The 15,348-nt window shown below is 69.3% G+C and carries 15 protein-coding genes; 7 read left to right on the top strand and 8 right to left on the bottom strand.

Features of this window, described 5'->3' with window-relative positions:
* From AU195_RS23985 to AU195_RS23970, 4 genes are all read right to left on the bottom strand, one after another.
* Positions 1–1,206: an amidohydrolase family protein gene (locus AU195_RS23985; RefSeq protein ID WP_059161502.1), complete on the bottom strand. Its 1,206-nt coding sequence runs from the start codon at positions 1,204–1,206 to the stop codon at positions 1–3.
* The gene (locus AU195_RS23980) at positions 1,203–2,033 is read right to left on the bottom strand and encodes an enoyl-CoA hydratase (RefSeq protein ID WP_059161501.1); all 831 of its coding nucleotides are present in this window, start codon (positions 2,031–2,033) and stop codon (positions 1,203–1,205) included. The genes AU195_RS23985 and AU195_RS23980 overlap by 4 nt, the downstream gene beginning before the upstream one ends.
* Positions 2,034–2,152: 119 nt before the next feature.
* A complete protein-coding gene (locus AU195_RS23975; protein WP_059161500.1) occupies positions 2,153–2,950 on the bottom strand; it encodes an SDR family NAD(P)-dependent oxidoreductase in 798 nt (265 codons plus the stop codon).
* Between the two features lie 4 nt (positions 2,951–2,954).
* Positions 2,955–3,716: a crotonase/enoyl-CoA hydratase family protein gene (locus AU195_RS23970; RefSeq protein ID WP_157531247.1), complete on the bottom strand. Its 762-nt coding sequence runs from the start codon at positions 3,714–3,716 to the stop codon at positions 2,955–2,957.
* Positions 3,717–3,942: 226 nt separating this feature from the next.
* Here AU195_RS23970 and AU195_RS23965 point away from each other — a divergent pair, with 226 nt between their 5' ends.
* Positions 3,943–4,695, top strand: coding sequence for a TetR/AcrR family transcriptional regulator (locus AU195_RS23965; RefSeq protein WP_059161499.1), 753 nt, complete (start codon positions 3,943–3,945; stop codon positions 4,693–4,695).
* 12 nt (positions 4,696–4,707) lie between these two features.
* Here the strand turns inward: AU195_RS23965 and AU195_RS23960 are convergent, their stop codons facing one another.
* From AU195_RS23960 to AU195_RS23950, 3 genes are all read right to left on the bottom strand, one after another.
* Positions 4,708–5,883: a thiolase family protein gene (locus AU195_RS23960; RefSeq protein ID WP_059161498.1), complete on the bottom strand. Its 1,176-nt coding sequence runs from the start codon at positions 5,881–5,883 to the stop codon at positions 4,708–4,710.
* Between the two features lie 102 nt (positions 5,884–5,985).
* Complete coding sequence (locus tag AU195_RS23955; RefSeq protein ID WP_059161497.1) at positions 5,986–6,864, bottom strand: enoyl-CoA hydratase/isomerase family protein; 879 nt, start codon at positions 6,862–6,864, stop codon at positions 5,986–5,988.
* Between the two features lie 33 nt (positions 6,865–6,897).
* The gene (locus AU195_RS23950; RefSeq protein WP_059161496.1) at positions 6,898–7,545 is read right to left on the bottom strand and encodes a hotdog family protein; all 648 of its coding nucleotides are present in this window, start codon (positions 7,543–7,545) and stop codon (positions 6,898–6,900) included.
* 181 nt (positions 7,546–7,726) lie between these two features.
* Here AU195_RS23950 and AU195_RS23945 point away from each other — a divergent pair, with 181 nt between their 5' ends.
* The 6 genes from AU195_RS23945 to AU195_RS23920 are packed head-to-tail and all read left to right on the top strand — an operon-like array spanning position 7,727 to position 14,705.
* A complete protein-coding gene (locus AU195_RS23945) occupies positions 7,727–8,479 on the top strand; it encodes an enoyl-CoA hydratase/isomerase family protein (protein ID WP_172800711.1) in 753 nt (250 codons plus the stop codon).
* 28 nt (positions 8,480–8,507) lie between these two features.
* A complete protein-coding gene (locus AU195_RS23940) occupies positions 8,508–9,320 on the top strand; it encodes an enoyl-CoA hydratase/isomerase family protein (RefSeq protein ID WP_059161494.1) in 813 nt (270 codons plus the stop codon).
* Complete coding sequence (locus AU195_RS23935) at positions 9,317–10,099, top strand: enoyl-CoA hydratase/isomerase family protein (RefSeq protein ID WP_059161565.1); 783 nt, start codon at positions 9,317–9,319, stop codon at positions 10,097–10,099. Before AU195_RS23940 ends, AU195_RS23935 begins: the two co-directional genes overlap by 4 nt.
* The gene (locus AU195_RS23930) at positions 10,099–11,592 is read left to right on the top strand and encodes a class I adenylate-forming enzyme family protein (protein ID WP_059161493.1); all 1,494 of its coding nucleotides are present in this window, start codon (positions 10,099–10,101) and stop codon (positions 11,590–11,592) included. Before AU195_RS23935 ends, AU195_RS23930 begins: the two co-directional genes overlap by 1 nt.
* On the top strand, positions 11,585–13,141 hold the full coding sequence (locus AU195_RS23925; RefSeq protein ID WP_059161492.1) for a class I adenylate-forming enzyme family protein: 1,557 nt from the start codon (positions 11,585–11,587) through the stop codon (positions 13,139–13,141). The genes AU195_RS23930 and AU195_RS23925 overlap by 8 nt, the downstream gene beginning before the upstream one ends.
* A complete protein-coding gene (locus AU195_RS23920; protein WP_059161491.1) occupies positions 13,128–14,705 on the top strand; it encodes a class I adenylate-forming enzyme family protein in 1,578 nt (525 codons plus the stop codon). Before AU195_RS23925 ends, AU195_RS23920 begins: the two co-directional genes overlap by 14 nt.
* Here AU195_RS23920 and AU195_RS23915 read toward each other — a convergent pair.
* Entirely contained in the window at positions 14,680–15,348 is a 669-nt protein-coding gene (locus tag AU195_RS23915; RefSeq protein ID WP_059161490.1) for a GntR family transcriptional regulator, read from the bottom strand. The genes AU195_RS23920 and AU195_RS23915 overlap by 26 nt on opposite strands.

The raw sequence follows: 15,348 nt of genomic DNA, 5'->3' as shown, positions 1-15,348 counted from the left end.
TCAGGCCGTGGTGACGTGCGCGCCGACGAGGGTGAGGGCGTTGTCGCGCATCACCTTTCGGGTGTCCTCGGCGCTGAACTCCGGGAACTGCGGGATGTCGGCGGTGAAGGTCATCGGGTCGGCGAGACCTTCGCCGTGCGGCCAGTCCGAGCCGAACAGGATCTTGTCGACACCGATGGTCTCGGCGAGCAGTTTCACGTCGTCCTCGTAGTACGGCGCGATCCAGACGTTGTTCTTGAGCTGCTCCACCGGGTCTTCCTTGTAGTGGTAGGGCACCGTGTTCGCGGACTTCTTGAGCCGCTTGATCAGCCGGTACACGAAGTAGGAGCCGTTCTCGATGCTCGCCACCTTCAGCGTGGGGTGGCGGGTGAACACCTGGTGCACGATCATCGAGGCCATCGAGTCGTGGATGGCCCGATCGTCGAGTAGCACCTGGTCCAGTGGGTCCTTCTTGCCGAAGCCCTCGAACGTGGCCTGCCCACCCCACAGCGCCGCGATCGCGAGGTACCCGCTGTCGGAGAGGTGGAAGACCACTGGGACGCCGGCCTCGGCGAGCCGGGCCCACACCGGATCGTGGACCGGGTCGCCCAGTGAGCGCGGCTTGACCAGCCCCGGCACCGGCGCCGGCCGCACGCACACGATCCTGGCGCCGCGGCTCAGGACGAATTCCACTTCCTCGACGGCCTTCTCGGGATCCGCGAGGGAGATGACGGGCGCGGACAGGATCCGGTGGTCGGGGCGGTCGAACCCCCAGTCCTCGTCGAGCCACAGGTTGAAGGCGTGCACCGACGCCATCGTCGCCTCGATGTCGTGTTTGAGCGCCTCCTCCACACCGCAGGCGAAGGTGGGCAGCATGAACACCGTCTCGAGGTTCTGCTTGTCGAGGATCTTCACGCGCGCGTCACGGTTCTGGTACTCGGGGTGGTCGGCCATCCGGTCCACCTTCATCAGTGACGCCGGGTCCACACCCTCGGGGATCTCGCCGCGGAACAGCAGATCGAGACAGCCCGGCTCGATGATCGGGTCGAACGTCGGGTTGGGGATGAAGTGGTTGACCACGCCGCCCATGACGGCGAAGGTGCGCTTGCCCTCGGTCAGCATCTGCACGCCGCGGCGCTTGAACTCCTTCGGCAGGTGGCGCGTGAACGCGTCGAGCGGTTCGTAGTAGTGGTTGTCGACGTCGATCGCCCTGTAGTCGAGTGTCATTGCGGTCCCTCCTGCAACATCGGAAAACTCGGCGCCCGCTTCTCGAGGAAGCTCACGATCCCCTCGATGACGTCGGGGCGCAGCAGCGATTCACCCATCAACTTCTCCGCCCGGGCACTGGCGTCGACGACGTCGCGCTCGGCGTCCCCATAGGTCTGTTCCTTGATGACGGCCAGCGACGCCGGCGAGCAGTTCGCGGCGATGTCCTCGGCGTACGCGACCGCGCGCGCCATGAGCTCGCCGGGTGCGACGACCTCCTTGACCAGACCGAGGTGGGCTGCCTCGTCGGCGTAGAAGGTCCGGCCGCTGAGCAACAGGTCCATCGCGGCGCCGAACCCCACGAGGCGCGGGAGGATCCACGAGATCCCGTACTCGGCGATCAGACCGCGGCGGGCGAACGACGTCGCGAACTTCGCAGCGTCGGCGGCGAATCGGACATCGCACATCAACGCGTGGGTCAGCCCGATGCCGACGCAGGATCCGTTGACCGCCGCGATGACCGGCTTGCGCAGTGCGGTGAGGAAATGCGGGTGGCGCTCCCCGACGATCTTGCTGACGTCATGGTTCTGACCGTTGCCCAGTGCGTCGCCGATGGTGGCCATCGACCCCAGATGCGCTCCGGCGCAGAACGCGCGACCGTTCCCGGTGAGCACGATCACCCGCACCGCCGGGTCCGCCTCGGCGCGATCCATCGCGGCGTAGAACCCGGCCGAGATGTCACTTCCCCAGGTGTTGAGGCGTTCGGGACGGTTCAGCGTGACGACGGCGACGCCGCTGGGCCTGACGTCGTAGAGGACGGCATCCGGGTCGGCATCCCCAGCAGTCACCGCATCGGCTCCTCGTGGTCGGCGCACCTCGCATTAGGTACTCATACTGTATACCTATCGGTAGCGCATTCCACAAGAACGGCGGTCCCTACGTCGGGGCAGGTCAAGGGCGTTGTCCCTCAGGTGAAGTCGCTGCCGCCGTCCACGTTGACGTTCGCCCCGGTCATGTACGAATTGCGCCGGGACGCGAGGAACGCCGCGACCGGCCCGATCTCCGACGGCAGACCGGCCCTCGGCAGGTGTGCGGGATGGCCGAAGTGTTCGGTGATCGCCTCCATCAATTGGTAGGGGTCACCGCCGTCGACACCGACCGACTCCGCCCACCCGGTGAGCGCCTCGGAGGCGATGCTGCCCGGCGAGACGACGTTGACCAGGATCTCGTCCCGGGCGAGCGTGAGCGACAGGTTCTTCGACACGCTGGTCACCATCGCTTTCGCGGCGGTGTACGCGGGCAGGATGACGCTCTGCCGCTGCGTCGACTGGGCCGAGAAGTTCACGATGCGGGCCCACGACGCCCTGCGCAGCAGCGGAAGCGCGGCGCGTACGCACCGCACCATCCCGAGGACCCCGCTTTCGACGGCCGCGCGCCACTGGTCGTCGGACAGCGATTCGAAATCCCCTCGGACGTCGGGACCGACGGTGTTGACGAGGATGTTGAGCGCGCCACCCCACCGACCGGCCACCTCGGCGAACGCGTGCTCGACCTGTTCGGGCTCACCGATGTCGACGACGATGCCGACGGCGTCGGCACTGCCGCACTCGGCCAGTTCGGCCGCGGCACAGTCCAGCACGTCCTTCGACCGGCCCATGAGCGCGATCTTCGCGCCGTCCTCCGCGAGGCATCGGGCGGTGGCCAGGCCCATACCGCGACCGCCCCCCACCACCACCGCGGTGGCGTCGGTCAGTCCGAGGTCCATCGCCTCAGGTACCGCTCCAGTTCGGCGCCCGCTTCTCGGCGAACGCGATGGCGCCCTCCTTGGCGTCGTTGGACGAGAACACGGGAATGATGAGTTCCATTTGTTTGGACCACATCTCGGACTCGCTCCACTCCGCGGAGCGGACCAGGATCTCCTTGGTGACCGCGACGGCGAGCGGACCGCTGGCCGTGATGCGTTCGGCGAGTTCGACGGCACCGGCGAGCGCCTGCCCCGGTTCGGTCACCTTGTTGACCAGACCCCAGGCGGCACCCTGTTCCGCGGTGAAGCTCTCACCGGTCAGCGCCAACTCGAGGGCTTTCTGGTACGGGATGCGGCGCGGCAGTCTCAGTAACCCGCCACCGGCGGCGACGAGGCCGCGTTTCACCTCTGGGATACCGAACTTCGCGGTGGCCGACGCCACGACGAGGTCGGTGGCGAGCACCACTTCGGTGCCGCCGGCGAGGGCGTATCCCTCGACGGCCGAGATCAACGGCTTGCGGGGTGGCCGTTCGGTGAAACCGATCCCGCGGCCGGGGATGTCGACCCGCTCACCGGCCGCGAAGGCCTTGAGGTCCATCCCCGAACAGAAGTTGCCGCCGGCGCCGGTGAGAATCGCCACGGAAAGGCTTGTGTCACTGTCGAGTTCGTCGACCGCGTCAGCCAGGCCCTGGCTCACCGCGAAGTTCACGGCGTTGCGGGCCTCCGGCCGGTTGATGGTGATGATGAGTGTGCGCCCCCGGCGCTCCAACAGAACCTCGTCCGACACCGCTTCGCCTTTCGCTCGCCCGGCAACTGCCAGAAAAGCGTACTATATGCCTTACTGTTGAAGGGCGGCGTGTCTCCGATGGTCTTCCCCGAACGCTCGACCACGACCCGACCGGTAAGGTCGACGGCACCGGCCGGGCTGTGGCGCGGAGGTGTCGCCGCAGATCACACCGCCTCGGCCGAGATATCCCCAAGCGCATCATCGAATTTTCGACGGAGGTACGGCGGTGGCCAGACAAGCGGCAGCTGAGAAGCGGCAACGCCGCGAACGCGGGTCGATCAACCCCGAGGACATCATCAAGGGCGCATTCGAACTCGCCGAGGACGTGTCTGTCGACAACCTGAGCATGCCGTTGCTGGGTAAGCACCTCGGGGTCGGCGTCACGAGCATCTACTGGTACTTCCGCAAGAAGGACGATCTGCTCAACGCGATGGCCGACCGGGCACTACGCCAGATCGCGTTCGAGGCGCCCTACGTCGACGCGGCGAACTGGCGCGAGTCGCTGCACAACCACGCGCACAACATGCGCAAGACCTTCCTCGCGAGTCCCATCCTGTGCGACCTCGTGCTGATCCGCGGCGCACTGTCGGCCAAGGCGCTGCGACTCGGCCTCGAACAGATCGAGGCCGCGGTGTCAGGACTGGTGGGTGCCGGTCTGTCACCCGAGGATGCGTTCGACACCTATTCGGCGGTGTCGGTTCACGTGCGCGGTTCGGTCGTGCTCGCCCGCCTGTACGAGAAGACCCGGTCGCTGGAGAGTTCCGAGTTCCGGCTCGACGACTCGTCGACGGTCGACCCCGAGACGACCCCACTGATGGCGGAGCTCAGCGGGAAGGGTCATCACGTCGGCGTCCCGAACGACATGAACTTCGAGTACGGGCTCAACTGCATCCTCGACCACGCCGCCCGGCTCATCGACGAGGGCGCGAAGCCGGCGAAGAAGGCGGCCGCGCGACGCAAGAGCACCGCGTCGCGCTAGCCGTCGACCGCCTCAGACCTCGACGACGACCGCGCCGCCCTGACCGCCGCCGGCGCACATCGCCGCGACGCCGATTCCGCCACCGCGACGCTGCAATTCGTAGACCAGGGTGGTGACCATGCGCGCGCCCGAGGCCGCGATCGGATGGCCGAGGCTGCAACCGCTTCCGGAGAAGTTGACCTTCTCCTCGTCGAGGCCGTACTCCCGGCAGGCGGCGATGGGCACCGAGGCGAACGCCTCGTTGATCTCCCACAGCGCGACGTCGGCGGGGGTGAGCCCGGCCCGGTCCAGAACCTTGCCGATGACCTTGACCCCACCGAGCCCGGTGTCGCGAGGCGCCACACCGACCGAGGCCCAGGCACGCACCTTCGCCATCACCGTCAGACCCTCGGACTCGGCGTAGCCACGCTCGACGAGCACGGTGGCGGCGGCGGCGTCGTTGGTGCCGCTGCTGTTACCGGCGGTGATCGAGAAGCCCTCGATCTCGGGGTGCAGCACCTTGAGGCCCGCCAGCTTCTCGACGGTGGTGTCGCGCCGCGGATGCTCGTCGACACTGAAGTCGACCACCGAGCCATCCGGCTGGTCGACCTTCAGCGAGACGATCTCCTCGGCGAACTTGCCGGCATCCATCGCGGCGATGGCCCGCTGATGCGAGCGGGCCGCCCACGCGTCCATCTCCTCGCGGGTGATGCCTGCGGCCTGGGCGGTGTTCCACCCGACGGTGATGGACATGTCCCGCGTCGGCGCGTCCGGCGTCTCGACATGGGTCGGCGGCATCCAGCGTTCCTCGAACTTGAGTTCCGGACCGGGGATGCGCCAATTCACCAGCGGCGTCATCGACAGGGACTGCACACCGCCCGCGACCAGCACCCGCTCCATCCCGGATCCGATCTGCGCCGCGGCGTTGCCGATCGCGGTGAGGCTGCCTGCGCAGTGCCGGTTGACCGACTGGCCCGGCACGTGCTGCAGCCCGGTCGCGTCGGCGGCGTAGCGTGCGAGATCGCCACCGCCGTAATGAGATTCGGCGAAGATGAGGTCGTCGATGGCGTTCGGGTCGACCCCGGAACGCCGGATGGCCTCGGGAAGCACCGTGGTGATCAGTGTCTCCGGCGGGGTGTTGACCAGGGTGCCCTTGAAGGAGCGCCCGATCGCCGTGCGGACGGCGCCGACGATGACGGGTGTGGACATATGCTCGACCTCGGTGTGTCAGGCCGCCGCAGCGGCGCATGCAGATATGGCGACGTTTACAGAAACGGTATCAGTTGTAAGGCGATGCGACCACCGGCAGGGTCACTCCGCGTTCGGCTCCGGCACGTGGAAATGCTCATCACGCAGCCGGAATGCCTCTTTGGTGCCGTATTGGGCGCGGGTCTTGACGAAGTTGAACTCCCCCGGCGCGAACTGCAGGTTGGTGCCGTAGGCGTGGAACAGATAGCTGGCCACTTCTTCACCCTGGTACGCCTGACTCTGTTCGACCAGCCGGAAGGCCTCCTTGGCGATCACGACTCCGTCGGCCGGCATCTTGGCGGCCTTCTGCGCCCAGTAGCGCGCCCGCGCGGGCACCATCGCGTCGTCGCACGTCTCGGTGAAGATCCCGAGGTGCTCCACGCTGCCGGCGTCGACGATGTCGCCGGTCAACAGCATGCGGCGGGCCAGCACCGGACCGAGCCGGTGGAAGAACATGTGCAGGCTGCCCAGCGCCGGCCCGAGGAACCGCGTGGCCGGCATCCCGATCTCGGTGCCGCGCCCGATCACCGCGATGTCGCACATCAACGCGATCTCGAAGCCGCCGCCGAGGGCATAACCGCTGACCTCGCCCACCGTGACCTTCGGGAAGCCCATGAAGTTGTGGTAGAAGCCGAACGATCTGCGGTCGACGGTGAGCCGGCGCCGCTGACTCGGTCGGCTCTTCTGCTGCGGCCTGTCCTTCTCGCCGTACCAGCCGTAGGCGTTGTTCATGTCGGCGCCCGTGCTGAACACCCCGCCGGCCCCGCGCAGCAGGACCACGGTGAGGTCATCGTCCTCGGCGACCCGGTCCAGGTGGCGGGCCAGCGCGTCACGCATGGCGGCGTCGTAGGAGTTGCGCCTGGCGGGATTGTTGAGCGTGATCGTCGCGATGCGGGTCTCATGGTCCGCCTCGAACAACACCCGGTCGTCGGGGTCCGTCATCGTCGTCGCCTTTCCGTGTTCACCACCGTGCCGTCACATCCGCCGCCGCCCGAAGCGCGAGCCCGCGAGCCGGTCCTGCGGCAGGGCCACGGTGTCGGCCTCGCCCGTGCACAGCACGTCGCCGTCGAGCAGCAGCCGGGCGGTGGAGGTCAGGCCCCGCTCCGTCTCGGCGCGCGTGACGTCGAAGGTCAGTTCGGCCAGCACCGGGGTGGGGCGCCGGTAGCGCACGGTCAGCGACCGTGTCTTGCCCGCCACCCCGACCGCACAGCTCTGGTGCTGGGTGACGCAGTCGAAGAAGACGCCGAGGAAGCCGCCGTGCACGAGCCCCGGCGGCCCCTCGAAGGCCAACGCGAATGTCACTGTGCCCTCTGCGGTCTCGGCGTCGATGTGGTCGAAGCGGTACTCCGGGAAGCAGGGGTTGTACGCGCCGACGTCGAAGGCGTGTTGCAGGTACACCCGTCGGTGCTCGCCGCCGTCGCCGAGGCGGGGAGCGCGGTCCGGCGGGGCGGCCGCCGACAGCCGGCTCTCCCACTCGGTGAACCGGGCCAGCATCTCGTCCACCGCCGGGTGCGGCGCCTCCTGCACCAGCAGCAGGTCGGTCAGCCGCCGCATCGCCGCAGCCGCCGCCATGGTCTGCGGCAGCGGGTCTTCCCCGTACCGGCGATCGACGTTCGCGGACATCGTCGGTGGCGCTCCCCTGTTTCGTCGAGGTCGATTTCGCTATGTTGTACGGGACAGAACTCGTAGCGCCTACTGTAGGGCTAACCATAACTACAGCGGAAGGGCGGGCAGGCCGGTGGGGCAACAGGACGGCGCGGCCGCACCGGACGGGTCGGTGGCCACGCACCGTGACGGCGCCGCAATGGTACTGACGCTGGACCGCCCGCAACGCCGGAACGCGTTGAGTCACAGGATGATCGACGAGCTCGTCGCCGCACTGACGGCTGCGGCGACCGATGACTCACTGCGCGTCGTGTACATTCGCGGCGCAGGCGGGGACTTCTGCACCGGCGCCGACTGGGTGGCGACCAACGCCGCGGAGCGGCGGCCGCGCACCGGTGACGTGGTGAGACGGATCCCGCACGGCGCGAACCGGGTGATCGAGCTCGTCCACACGCTGCATCTGCCCGTGGTCTGCAGCGTGCAGGGGTGGGCGGTCGGCCTCGGCTGCAATCTGGCGCTGGCCGCCGACTTCACCGTCGCCGCCACCGACGCGGTCTTCTGGGAACCCTTCGTGCAGCGCGGGTTCGCGCCCGACTCGGGGGCGAGCTGGCTGTTGCCCCGGCTGGTCGGGCTGGCCCGGGCCAAACGGATGTTGCTGCTGGGCGAGAAGGTCGGCGGCGCCGACGCCGCCGCATGGGGTCTGATCCACCTCGCCGTGCCGCGCGAGGAGGTCGACGCCGCCGCCGCCGCGCTGGTGGCCCGCCTCGCCGGCGGGCCCACTGTCGCGATCGGCCTGGCCAAACAAGCCGTGCACCAGGCACTGCACACGCCGCTGGGCCAGGCCATGACCCAGGAGCTGTTCAACGTCGAGCTGTCCAGTCGCACAGCCGACTTCAAGGAGGGCCTGGCTGCCTTCCGGGACAAGCGCGATCCGGACTTCCAGGGCCGATGACCCCCGACCACACCACGGAGGAGCCGCGATGACGAACGGTTCGTACGACACGATCAAGTACGAGGTGGACGGACACACCGCGACCATCACGCTGAACCGGCCCGACGCTCTCAACGCGCTCAGCCCCCACATGATCACCGAACTGCGTGCGGCCTACGACGAGGCGGAGAACGACGACGACGTCTGGCTGCTGATCGTGACCGCCACCGGCCGGGCCTTCTGCACCGGCGCCGACGTCAAGGAGATCCCCGAGGACGGCAAGGTCCTCAACGAGCGCCCGTTCCTGTCCACCTACGAGCAGTGGGAGGCCCCGCAGGAGGGCACCCCGCCGTTCCGCCGGATGGCCAAACCGGTGCTCGCGGCGATCAACGGGATCTGCTGCGGCGCCGGACTGGACTGGGTGACCACCGGTGACATCGTGATCGCCTCGGAGCAGGCGACGTTCTTCGATCCGCACGTCAGCATCGGGCTGGTCTCCGGGCGCGAGGTCGTGCGCCTGGCCCGCGTGCTGCCGCGCTCGGTGGCGCTGCGCATGGCGATCGTCGGCAAGCACGAACGGATGAGCGCCCAGCGGGCTTACGAGCTCGGCATGATCAGCGAGGTCGTCGAACACGACCGGCTCCTCGAACGCGCCCACGAGATCGCCGGCCTCGTCACCCGCAACGCGCCGCTGGCGGTGCGCGGGACCCGGCTGGCCATCCTCAAGGGTCTCGACCTGCCGTTGCACGAGGCCGAGATGCTCGGCGAGGCCTTCCGTGAACGCAACCTGCACACCGAGGACTCCCTGGAGGGACCCAAGGCGTTCGTGGAGAAGCGCACCCCGGAGTGGAGGTGCCGATGACCTTCGAGACCATCACGCTCGACGTCGACGCCGCCGATCACGTCGCCACCATCACCCTCGACCGTCCGGAGCGCTTGAACGCGTTCAACCGGACCATGTGCGAGGAGATGGCCGAGGCGTGGCGCACCGTCAAGGCCGACGACGCCGTGCACGCGGTGGTGCTGCGCGCCGCCGGGGACCGCGCGTTCAGCGCGGGGCTGGACATCACCTCGTCCTACGGCCAACCCGACAACGTCTGGAACCACGAGGATCCCGGCGAGCTGCTCAGCCCGAAGTGGCAGAAGATGTGGAAACCGGTGGTGTGCGCGGTTCAGGGTATGTGCACCGCGGGGGCGTTCTACTTCCTCAACGAGGCCGACGTGGTCATCTGTTCGGCGGAGGCGACGTTCTTCGACTCCCACGTCAGCGCCGGATTGGTCTGCGCCCTGGAACCCATCGGCCTGATGCGCAAGGTCGGGTTGGGTGAGACGCTGCGCATCGCGCTGATGGGCAACGACGAACGGGTCGGCGCCGAGACCGCGCTGCGCATCGGCCTGGTCACTGAAATCGTTGCCCGAGAACATCTCTGGTCACGAGCTCACGAGATCGCCGCGACCATCGCCGCCAAACCGCCGTCGGCCACCCAGGGCACCGTGAAGGCCATCTGGGAGTCACTGGACAGGCCGTACCGGGCGGCGATGGAGCAGGGGCTGATCTACACCCGGTTGGGCAACCCGATCGGCCAGGCCGACCTCGCCTCGCGGCCCGCGCAGACCCGCCGCGAGCCGACGGTGCGGTGATGACCGCCCACCGTCTGAGCCGGCGCATCGCCCACGTCCTCGACCTGCGGCCCGAGGCCGACGCCGTCGAGTACGAGGGCCAGTGGTCGTCCTGGGCGCAGATCGGCGAAGCGGCGCGGCGGATCCGGGATCTCGCCATCCGCCACGCCGGTGACGCACCGCAGGTGGGCATCCTGCTCCGCAATCGGCCGCCACATTTGGCGGCGCTGCTGGGGGTGCTGCTCGCCGGCGGCACGGTGGTGGTGATCAACCCGTCCCGGGGCGACGGCCGCACCCGGGCCGACATCGCCGACCTCGCGCTGCCGGTGCTCGTCGGCGGGCCCGACGACCTGGCCGCACTGGTTGCCCCGGCCCCCATGACCACGGTGCTGTCTCTCACGGCGCTGTCGCGGGATCCCGTCGTCGACGCCGCCGCACACCCCGCAGTCGACACCGCGAGCCGCCCGGGGGTGGCGGTGCGGATGTTGACCAGCGGCACCACCGGGCCACCCAAACGCATCGACCTCACCTACGACATGCTCGCCCACAGCGTGCTCGGGCCCGAGCCGGACGAACAGCGTCGGGGCATCGCGATCGTCAACGCCCCGCTCGTGCACATCGGCGGGGTGTTCCGGGTGCTGCAGTGCGTGACCGAGGCCCGGTCGTTCGCACTGCTCGAGCGGTTCGACCTGCAGCGATGGGCCGATGCGGTGCGCCGGCACCGGCCGCGCGCGGTGTCGCTGGTCCCCGCCGCGCTACGGATGGTGCTGCACTCCGACCTGACCCGCGACGAGCTGTCGAGCATCCGTGCCGTCACCTCCGGCACCGCCCCGCTGTCGGCCGACGATGCCGACGCGTTCACCGAGAAGTTCGGCATACCGGTTCTGACATCCTATGCCGCAACGGAATTCGGCGGCGGGGTGGCGGGTTGGACGTTGGCCGACCATCAGCGCCACTGGCATGACAAACGCGGCAGCGTCGGGCGTGCCAGCGGCGGCGCGCACCTGCGGGTGGTCGCCGGGGACGGTACGCCGCTGGGCCCCGACCAGCCGGGTCTACTCGAGGTCAGGCCGGGCCAACTCGGACCGGACGCCGCCTGGATGCGCACCACCGATCTGGCCCGCATCGACGCCGACGGCTTCCTGTGGATCCTCGGCCGCGCGGACCAGGCCATCATCCGCGGCGGGTTCAAGGTGATGCCCGACGACGTCCGCGCCGCGCTCGAGGGACATCCGGCGGTGCGGGGAGCCACCGTGGTCGGCCGGCCCGACAACCGGCTCGGCGAAACCCCCGTCGCGATGGTCGAACTGCGCGACGGTGCAACCGCGGGCGGCGACGAGTTGACCGCCTACCTGCGTGGCCGGCTCGCCCAGTACGAGGTGCCGACCGAGATCGCCGTCGTCGACGCGATTCCGCGGACCCCCTCGGGCAAGGCCGATCTGGGCGCCGTGCGCGGCTACTTCGACACCGCGGCCGAGCCGCGGATCGACACCGCGGCCGTCGACCGTGGGTGAGCCGTGCACCGTCGCCGCGGTGCTGCGACGCTGGGCGGTCGACCGCCCGCAGCACCCACTGCTGATCTGCGACGACGACCGCCTCGACTACGCAGATGCCGAATGCCGCTCGGCGCGGGTGGCCCGCGGCCTGCTGGCCCTCGGCGCGGGGAAGGGCACGCACATCGGCCTGCTGCATCCGAACGGGTCGGGATTCCTCGTCGGCATGCTCGCCGCCGCCCGCATCGGGGCCGTGGTGGTGCCGTACAGCACCTTCGCCACCGCACGCGAGTTGACGGAGCAGTTGCGTCACAGCGACACCGAGATCCTGTTGGCGGCCGGCGCCTTTCGCGCACACGACTACACCGCGCGGCTGCGCGAGGTGCTCGGCTCCGAGCTGCCGGCCGGTGAGCGCCTACACTGCCCCGCCGTCCCGCATCTGCGCCGCGTCTTCGTCGACCGGGACCCCGACGGCACCGTCGACGCCGGTCTGCTGACCGCGGTCGAGGACGACGTCGACGGCAGCGACCCGTTGACCATCGTCTACACCTCCGGATCCACCAGTGCACCCAAGGGCGTCGTCCACACCCACGCCGCGCTGATCGAGCACCAACGCAACCTCAACGCGATCCGCGGCCTGACCTCCGACGACCGATTGTTCTGCAACTCACCGTTCTGCTGGATCGGCGGGATCGCGTTCTCGGTGCTGGCCACCCTGGTGGCCGGCGCGACGCTGGTGTGCTCGAACGCCGAGGACCCGTCGAGCACCCTCGACCTGCTGGAGGCCACCCGGCCCACCATCACCAACGGCTACGTCGCCGGGATCACCGCCCTGGCAGCGCATCCCAGCCTGCCGCACCGTGACCTGACGTCGCTGCGGCGAGGCAACCTCTACCCCATCATGGCGCCCGAGGCCCGTCCCGCCGATCCCGACCTGCGCCACCACATGCTGGGCATGACCGAGACGGGCAGCGTCGTCCTGCTGCACCCCGACGACGGCGATCAACCGGAGCACCGCCGCGGCTCGTTCGGCGTGCCCGCGCCCGGATTCGACACCAGGATCGTGCACCCGGACACCGGCGCCCCGGTCGAAGCCGGCGAGGTGGGTGAGTTGTGCGTGCGCGGACCGTATGTGATGCAACGGTATTACAAGCGCACCCGTGAGGAGTGCTTCGATCCCGACGGATGGTTCCACACCGGCGATCTGGTGCGCACCGACGACGACGGGCTGTACTACTTCCTCGGCCGGCGCGGTGCGATGATCAAGACCGCGGGCGCCAATGTGTCACCGGTCGAGGTGGAGCGCGCGATCAGCCGGGTCACCGGCGCACAGGCCCACGTCGTCGGTCTCCCCGACCGTGACCGCGGACAGGTGGTGGCCGCGGCGGTGGTCGTCGACGACCCCGCCGTGTTCGACGCCGAGGCACTGCGTGTGGCACTGCGCGAGGAGCTCTCGGCGTACAAGATTCCCCGCCACGTCACCGCGCTGACCCGCGACGAGCTGCCCGTGTTGTCGAGCGGCAAGGTCGACCTCCCCCGGCTGACGGAGATGATCCGTGTCGAACGGTGAGTTCACGGTCGACCGGTTGTTGCGCCGCAACGCCGCCGCGCATCCGGACAAGCTCGCCGTCATCGACCCGGCGTCGCGGGTGACGCACAGCGAGCTCGAGCGCACCACCCACACGCTGGCCGCGGCTCTCGCCGGCGCGGGGATCGGCAAGGGAACACGTGTCGGGCTCGTCATGCCCAACGGCGTCCAGTGGGTGCAGATCGCGTTGGCGCTGAACCGGATCGGTGCGGTGCTGGTACCGCTGAGCACGCTGCTGGCGCCGCGTGAACTGGTCGCCCAGCTGCGCACCGCGGCGGTGCAGACGCTGATCACCGTCGAGGAGTTCCGTGGCCACCGGTACCTCGACGACCTGTGCGCCGAACTGGGTGTGCCGCAGGTCGACGAACCGCTCCGTCACCGCGAACTCCCGGCGTTGCGCCGGATCTGGAATCCCGACCGGCTGACCGCCGCGGAGACCGTCGCCGAGGAGATGGTCGACGCGCTCGCCCACGCGGTGACACCCAGCGACACCCTCGCCGTCATGTTCACCTCCGGCAGCAGCGGACCCCCGAAGGGTGTGGTGCACTCGCACGGCAACGCGCTCGGCGCCGTCGCCGTGGGTCTGCACGCCCGCTGCATCGACGCGGACACCCGGCTGTATCTGCCGATGCCCTTCTTCTGGGTCGGCGGGTTCGGCAGCGGCGTGCTCTCGGCGTTGGTGGCCGGGGCCACGCTCGTCACCGAGCCGGTCCCGCAGCCGGAATCCACGCTGCGGCTGCTCGAGGCCGAACGCGTCACGCTGTTCCGCGGGTGGCCCGATCAGGCCGAAGCCCTGGCGCGGCAGCGGCATTCGGTAGGCGCGGACCTGTCGGCGCTGCGGCCGGGCAGTCTCGAGGCGCTGTTGCCGCCCGACCAACGGGGCCGACCGGGTGCGCGGGCGAAGCTGTTCGGGATGACCGAGGCGTTCGGACCGTACTGCGGCTACCGCGCCGACACGGACATGCCCGAGATCGCATGGGGCAGCTGCGGTCGACCGTTCGCCGGCATGGAGGTCCGCATCGTCGACCCGGGAACCGGCGCCCCGTTGCCGGCCGGCCACATCGGCGAGATCCACATCCGCGGACCGCACGTCATGCGCGGCATCTGCGGGCGCAGCCGCGAGGACGTCTTCACCGCCGACGGGTACTACCCCACCGGCGACCTCGGCCATGTCGACGACAACGGGTTCATGTTCTACCACGGGCGGTCCGACGACATGTTCAAGGTCAGCGGCGCGACCGTGTACCCCAGCGAGGTCGAGGCGGCGCTGCGCACCCTCGACGCCGTCGCCGCGGCCTACGTCACCAACGTGCCCGCTGCCGGCATCGACCAGGTGGGCGCGGCCGTGGTCTGCGCGGGCCCGACGACACGCGATGAGCTGCGGGCGCGAGCCAGGAAGGTCCTGAGCGCGTTCAAGGTACCGACGGTATGGCTGCTGCTGGACTCCGACGACGCCGTACCGCGGAAGGCGACCGGCAAGATCGACGTGCGTGCGCTGCGGGATCTGCTGACCGGCGCGGTCACTGCACCACGCCGCGGGTCCTGAGGTGCTCGATGAGCGGTTCGGCACCCGATGCCAGATGCTCGGACATCGCGGTCCGTGCCAGGGTGTCGTCGCGCTCCGCCAGCGCGGACAACAGCTGCCGGTGGTGCCGCATCGACTCGGCGGGCCAGCTCTCGATCGTGGGGAACACCGACTCAGGGGCGTAACGCGTGATCAGCGACATCATCTGCGCCAACTTCGGTGAGTCCGCCGCGACGTTGATCGCCCGGTGGAACTCGTGGTTGAGCCGCACCGCGGCTTCGCCGTCGTCGCGCCGGTAGGCGTCTTCGAGCGCGTCCTGGATCGCGGTGAGCGCACGCAGCTGCTCGTCGGTGATGTTGTGCGCCGCGCGGGCGGCCAGTTCACCGCCGACGTACGCCTGGACGTTCGACACGTCGGCGATGTCGCGACCCGTGACCGGCAGTACGACGAAGCCACGCCGCGGCTGTTGCGCGAGAAGCCCTTCCGCGCGCAGCTCGAACAGCGCCTCACGCACCGGCGTCACGCTCACCCCCAGTTCGGAGGCGAGTTGTTCGAGCCGGATGTATCCGCCGGCCGGGTAGGTACCGTCGAAGATGCGCCGACGGACGAATCGCGCGACGTCCTCCGACAGCTGAGGGCGGGCCGGGAAATCGGGTGCGGACAC

Origin of the sequence: Mycobacterium sp. IS-1496 (genome assembly GCF_001499995.1) — a bacterium.
Classification (GTDB): Bacteria; Actinomycetota; Actinomycetes; order Mycobacteriales; family Mycobacteriaceae; genus Mycobacterium.
Note: the sequence above shows the minus strand (reverse complement) of the source record. Positions and strands in the feature narration are given on the sequence as shown.

Coding starts and splice junctions, on each gene's coding strand:
- AU195_RS23930 (WP_059161493.1), top strand. CDS start 10,099: ATGACCGCCCACCGTCTGAGCCGGCGCATCGCCCACGTCCTCGACCTG.
- AU195_RS23940 (WP_059161494.1), top strand. CDS start 8,508: ATGACGAACGGTTCGTACGACACGATCAAGTACGAGGTGGACGGACAC.
- AU195_RS23950 (WP_059161496.1), bottom strand. CDS start 7,545: ATGTCCGCGAACGTCGATCGCCGGTACGGGGAAGACCCGCTGCCGCAG.
- AU195_RS23955 (WP_059161497.1), bottom strand. CDS start 6,864: ATGACGGACCCCGACGACCGGGTGTTGTTCGAGGCGGACCATGAGACC.
- AU195_RS23935 (WP_059161565.1), top strand. CDS start 9,317: ATGACCTTCGAGACCATCACGCTCGACGTCGACGCCGCCGATCACGTC.
- AU195_RS23975 (WP_059161500.1), bottom strand. CDS start 2,950: ATGGACCTCGGACTGACCGACGCCACCGCGGTGGTGGTGGGGGGCGGT.
- AU195_RS23985 (WP_059161502.1), bottom strand. CDS start 1,206: ATGACACTCGACTACAGGGCGATCGACGTCGACAACCACTACTACGAA.
- AU195_RS23945 (WP_172800711.1), top strand. CDS start 7,727: ATGGTACTGACGCTGGACCGCCCGCAACGCCGGAACGCGTTGAGTCAC.
- AU195_RS23960 (WP_059161498.1), bottom strand. CDS start 5,883: ATGTCCACACCCGTCATCGTCGGCGCCGTCCGCACGGCGATCGGGCGC.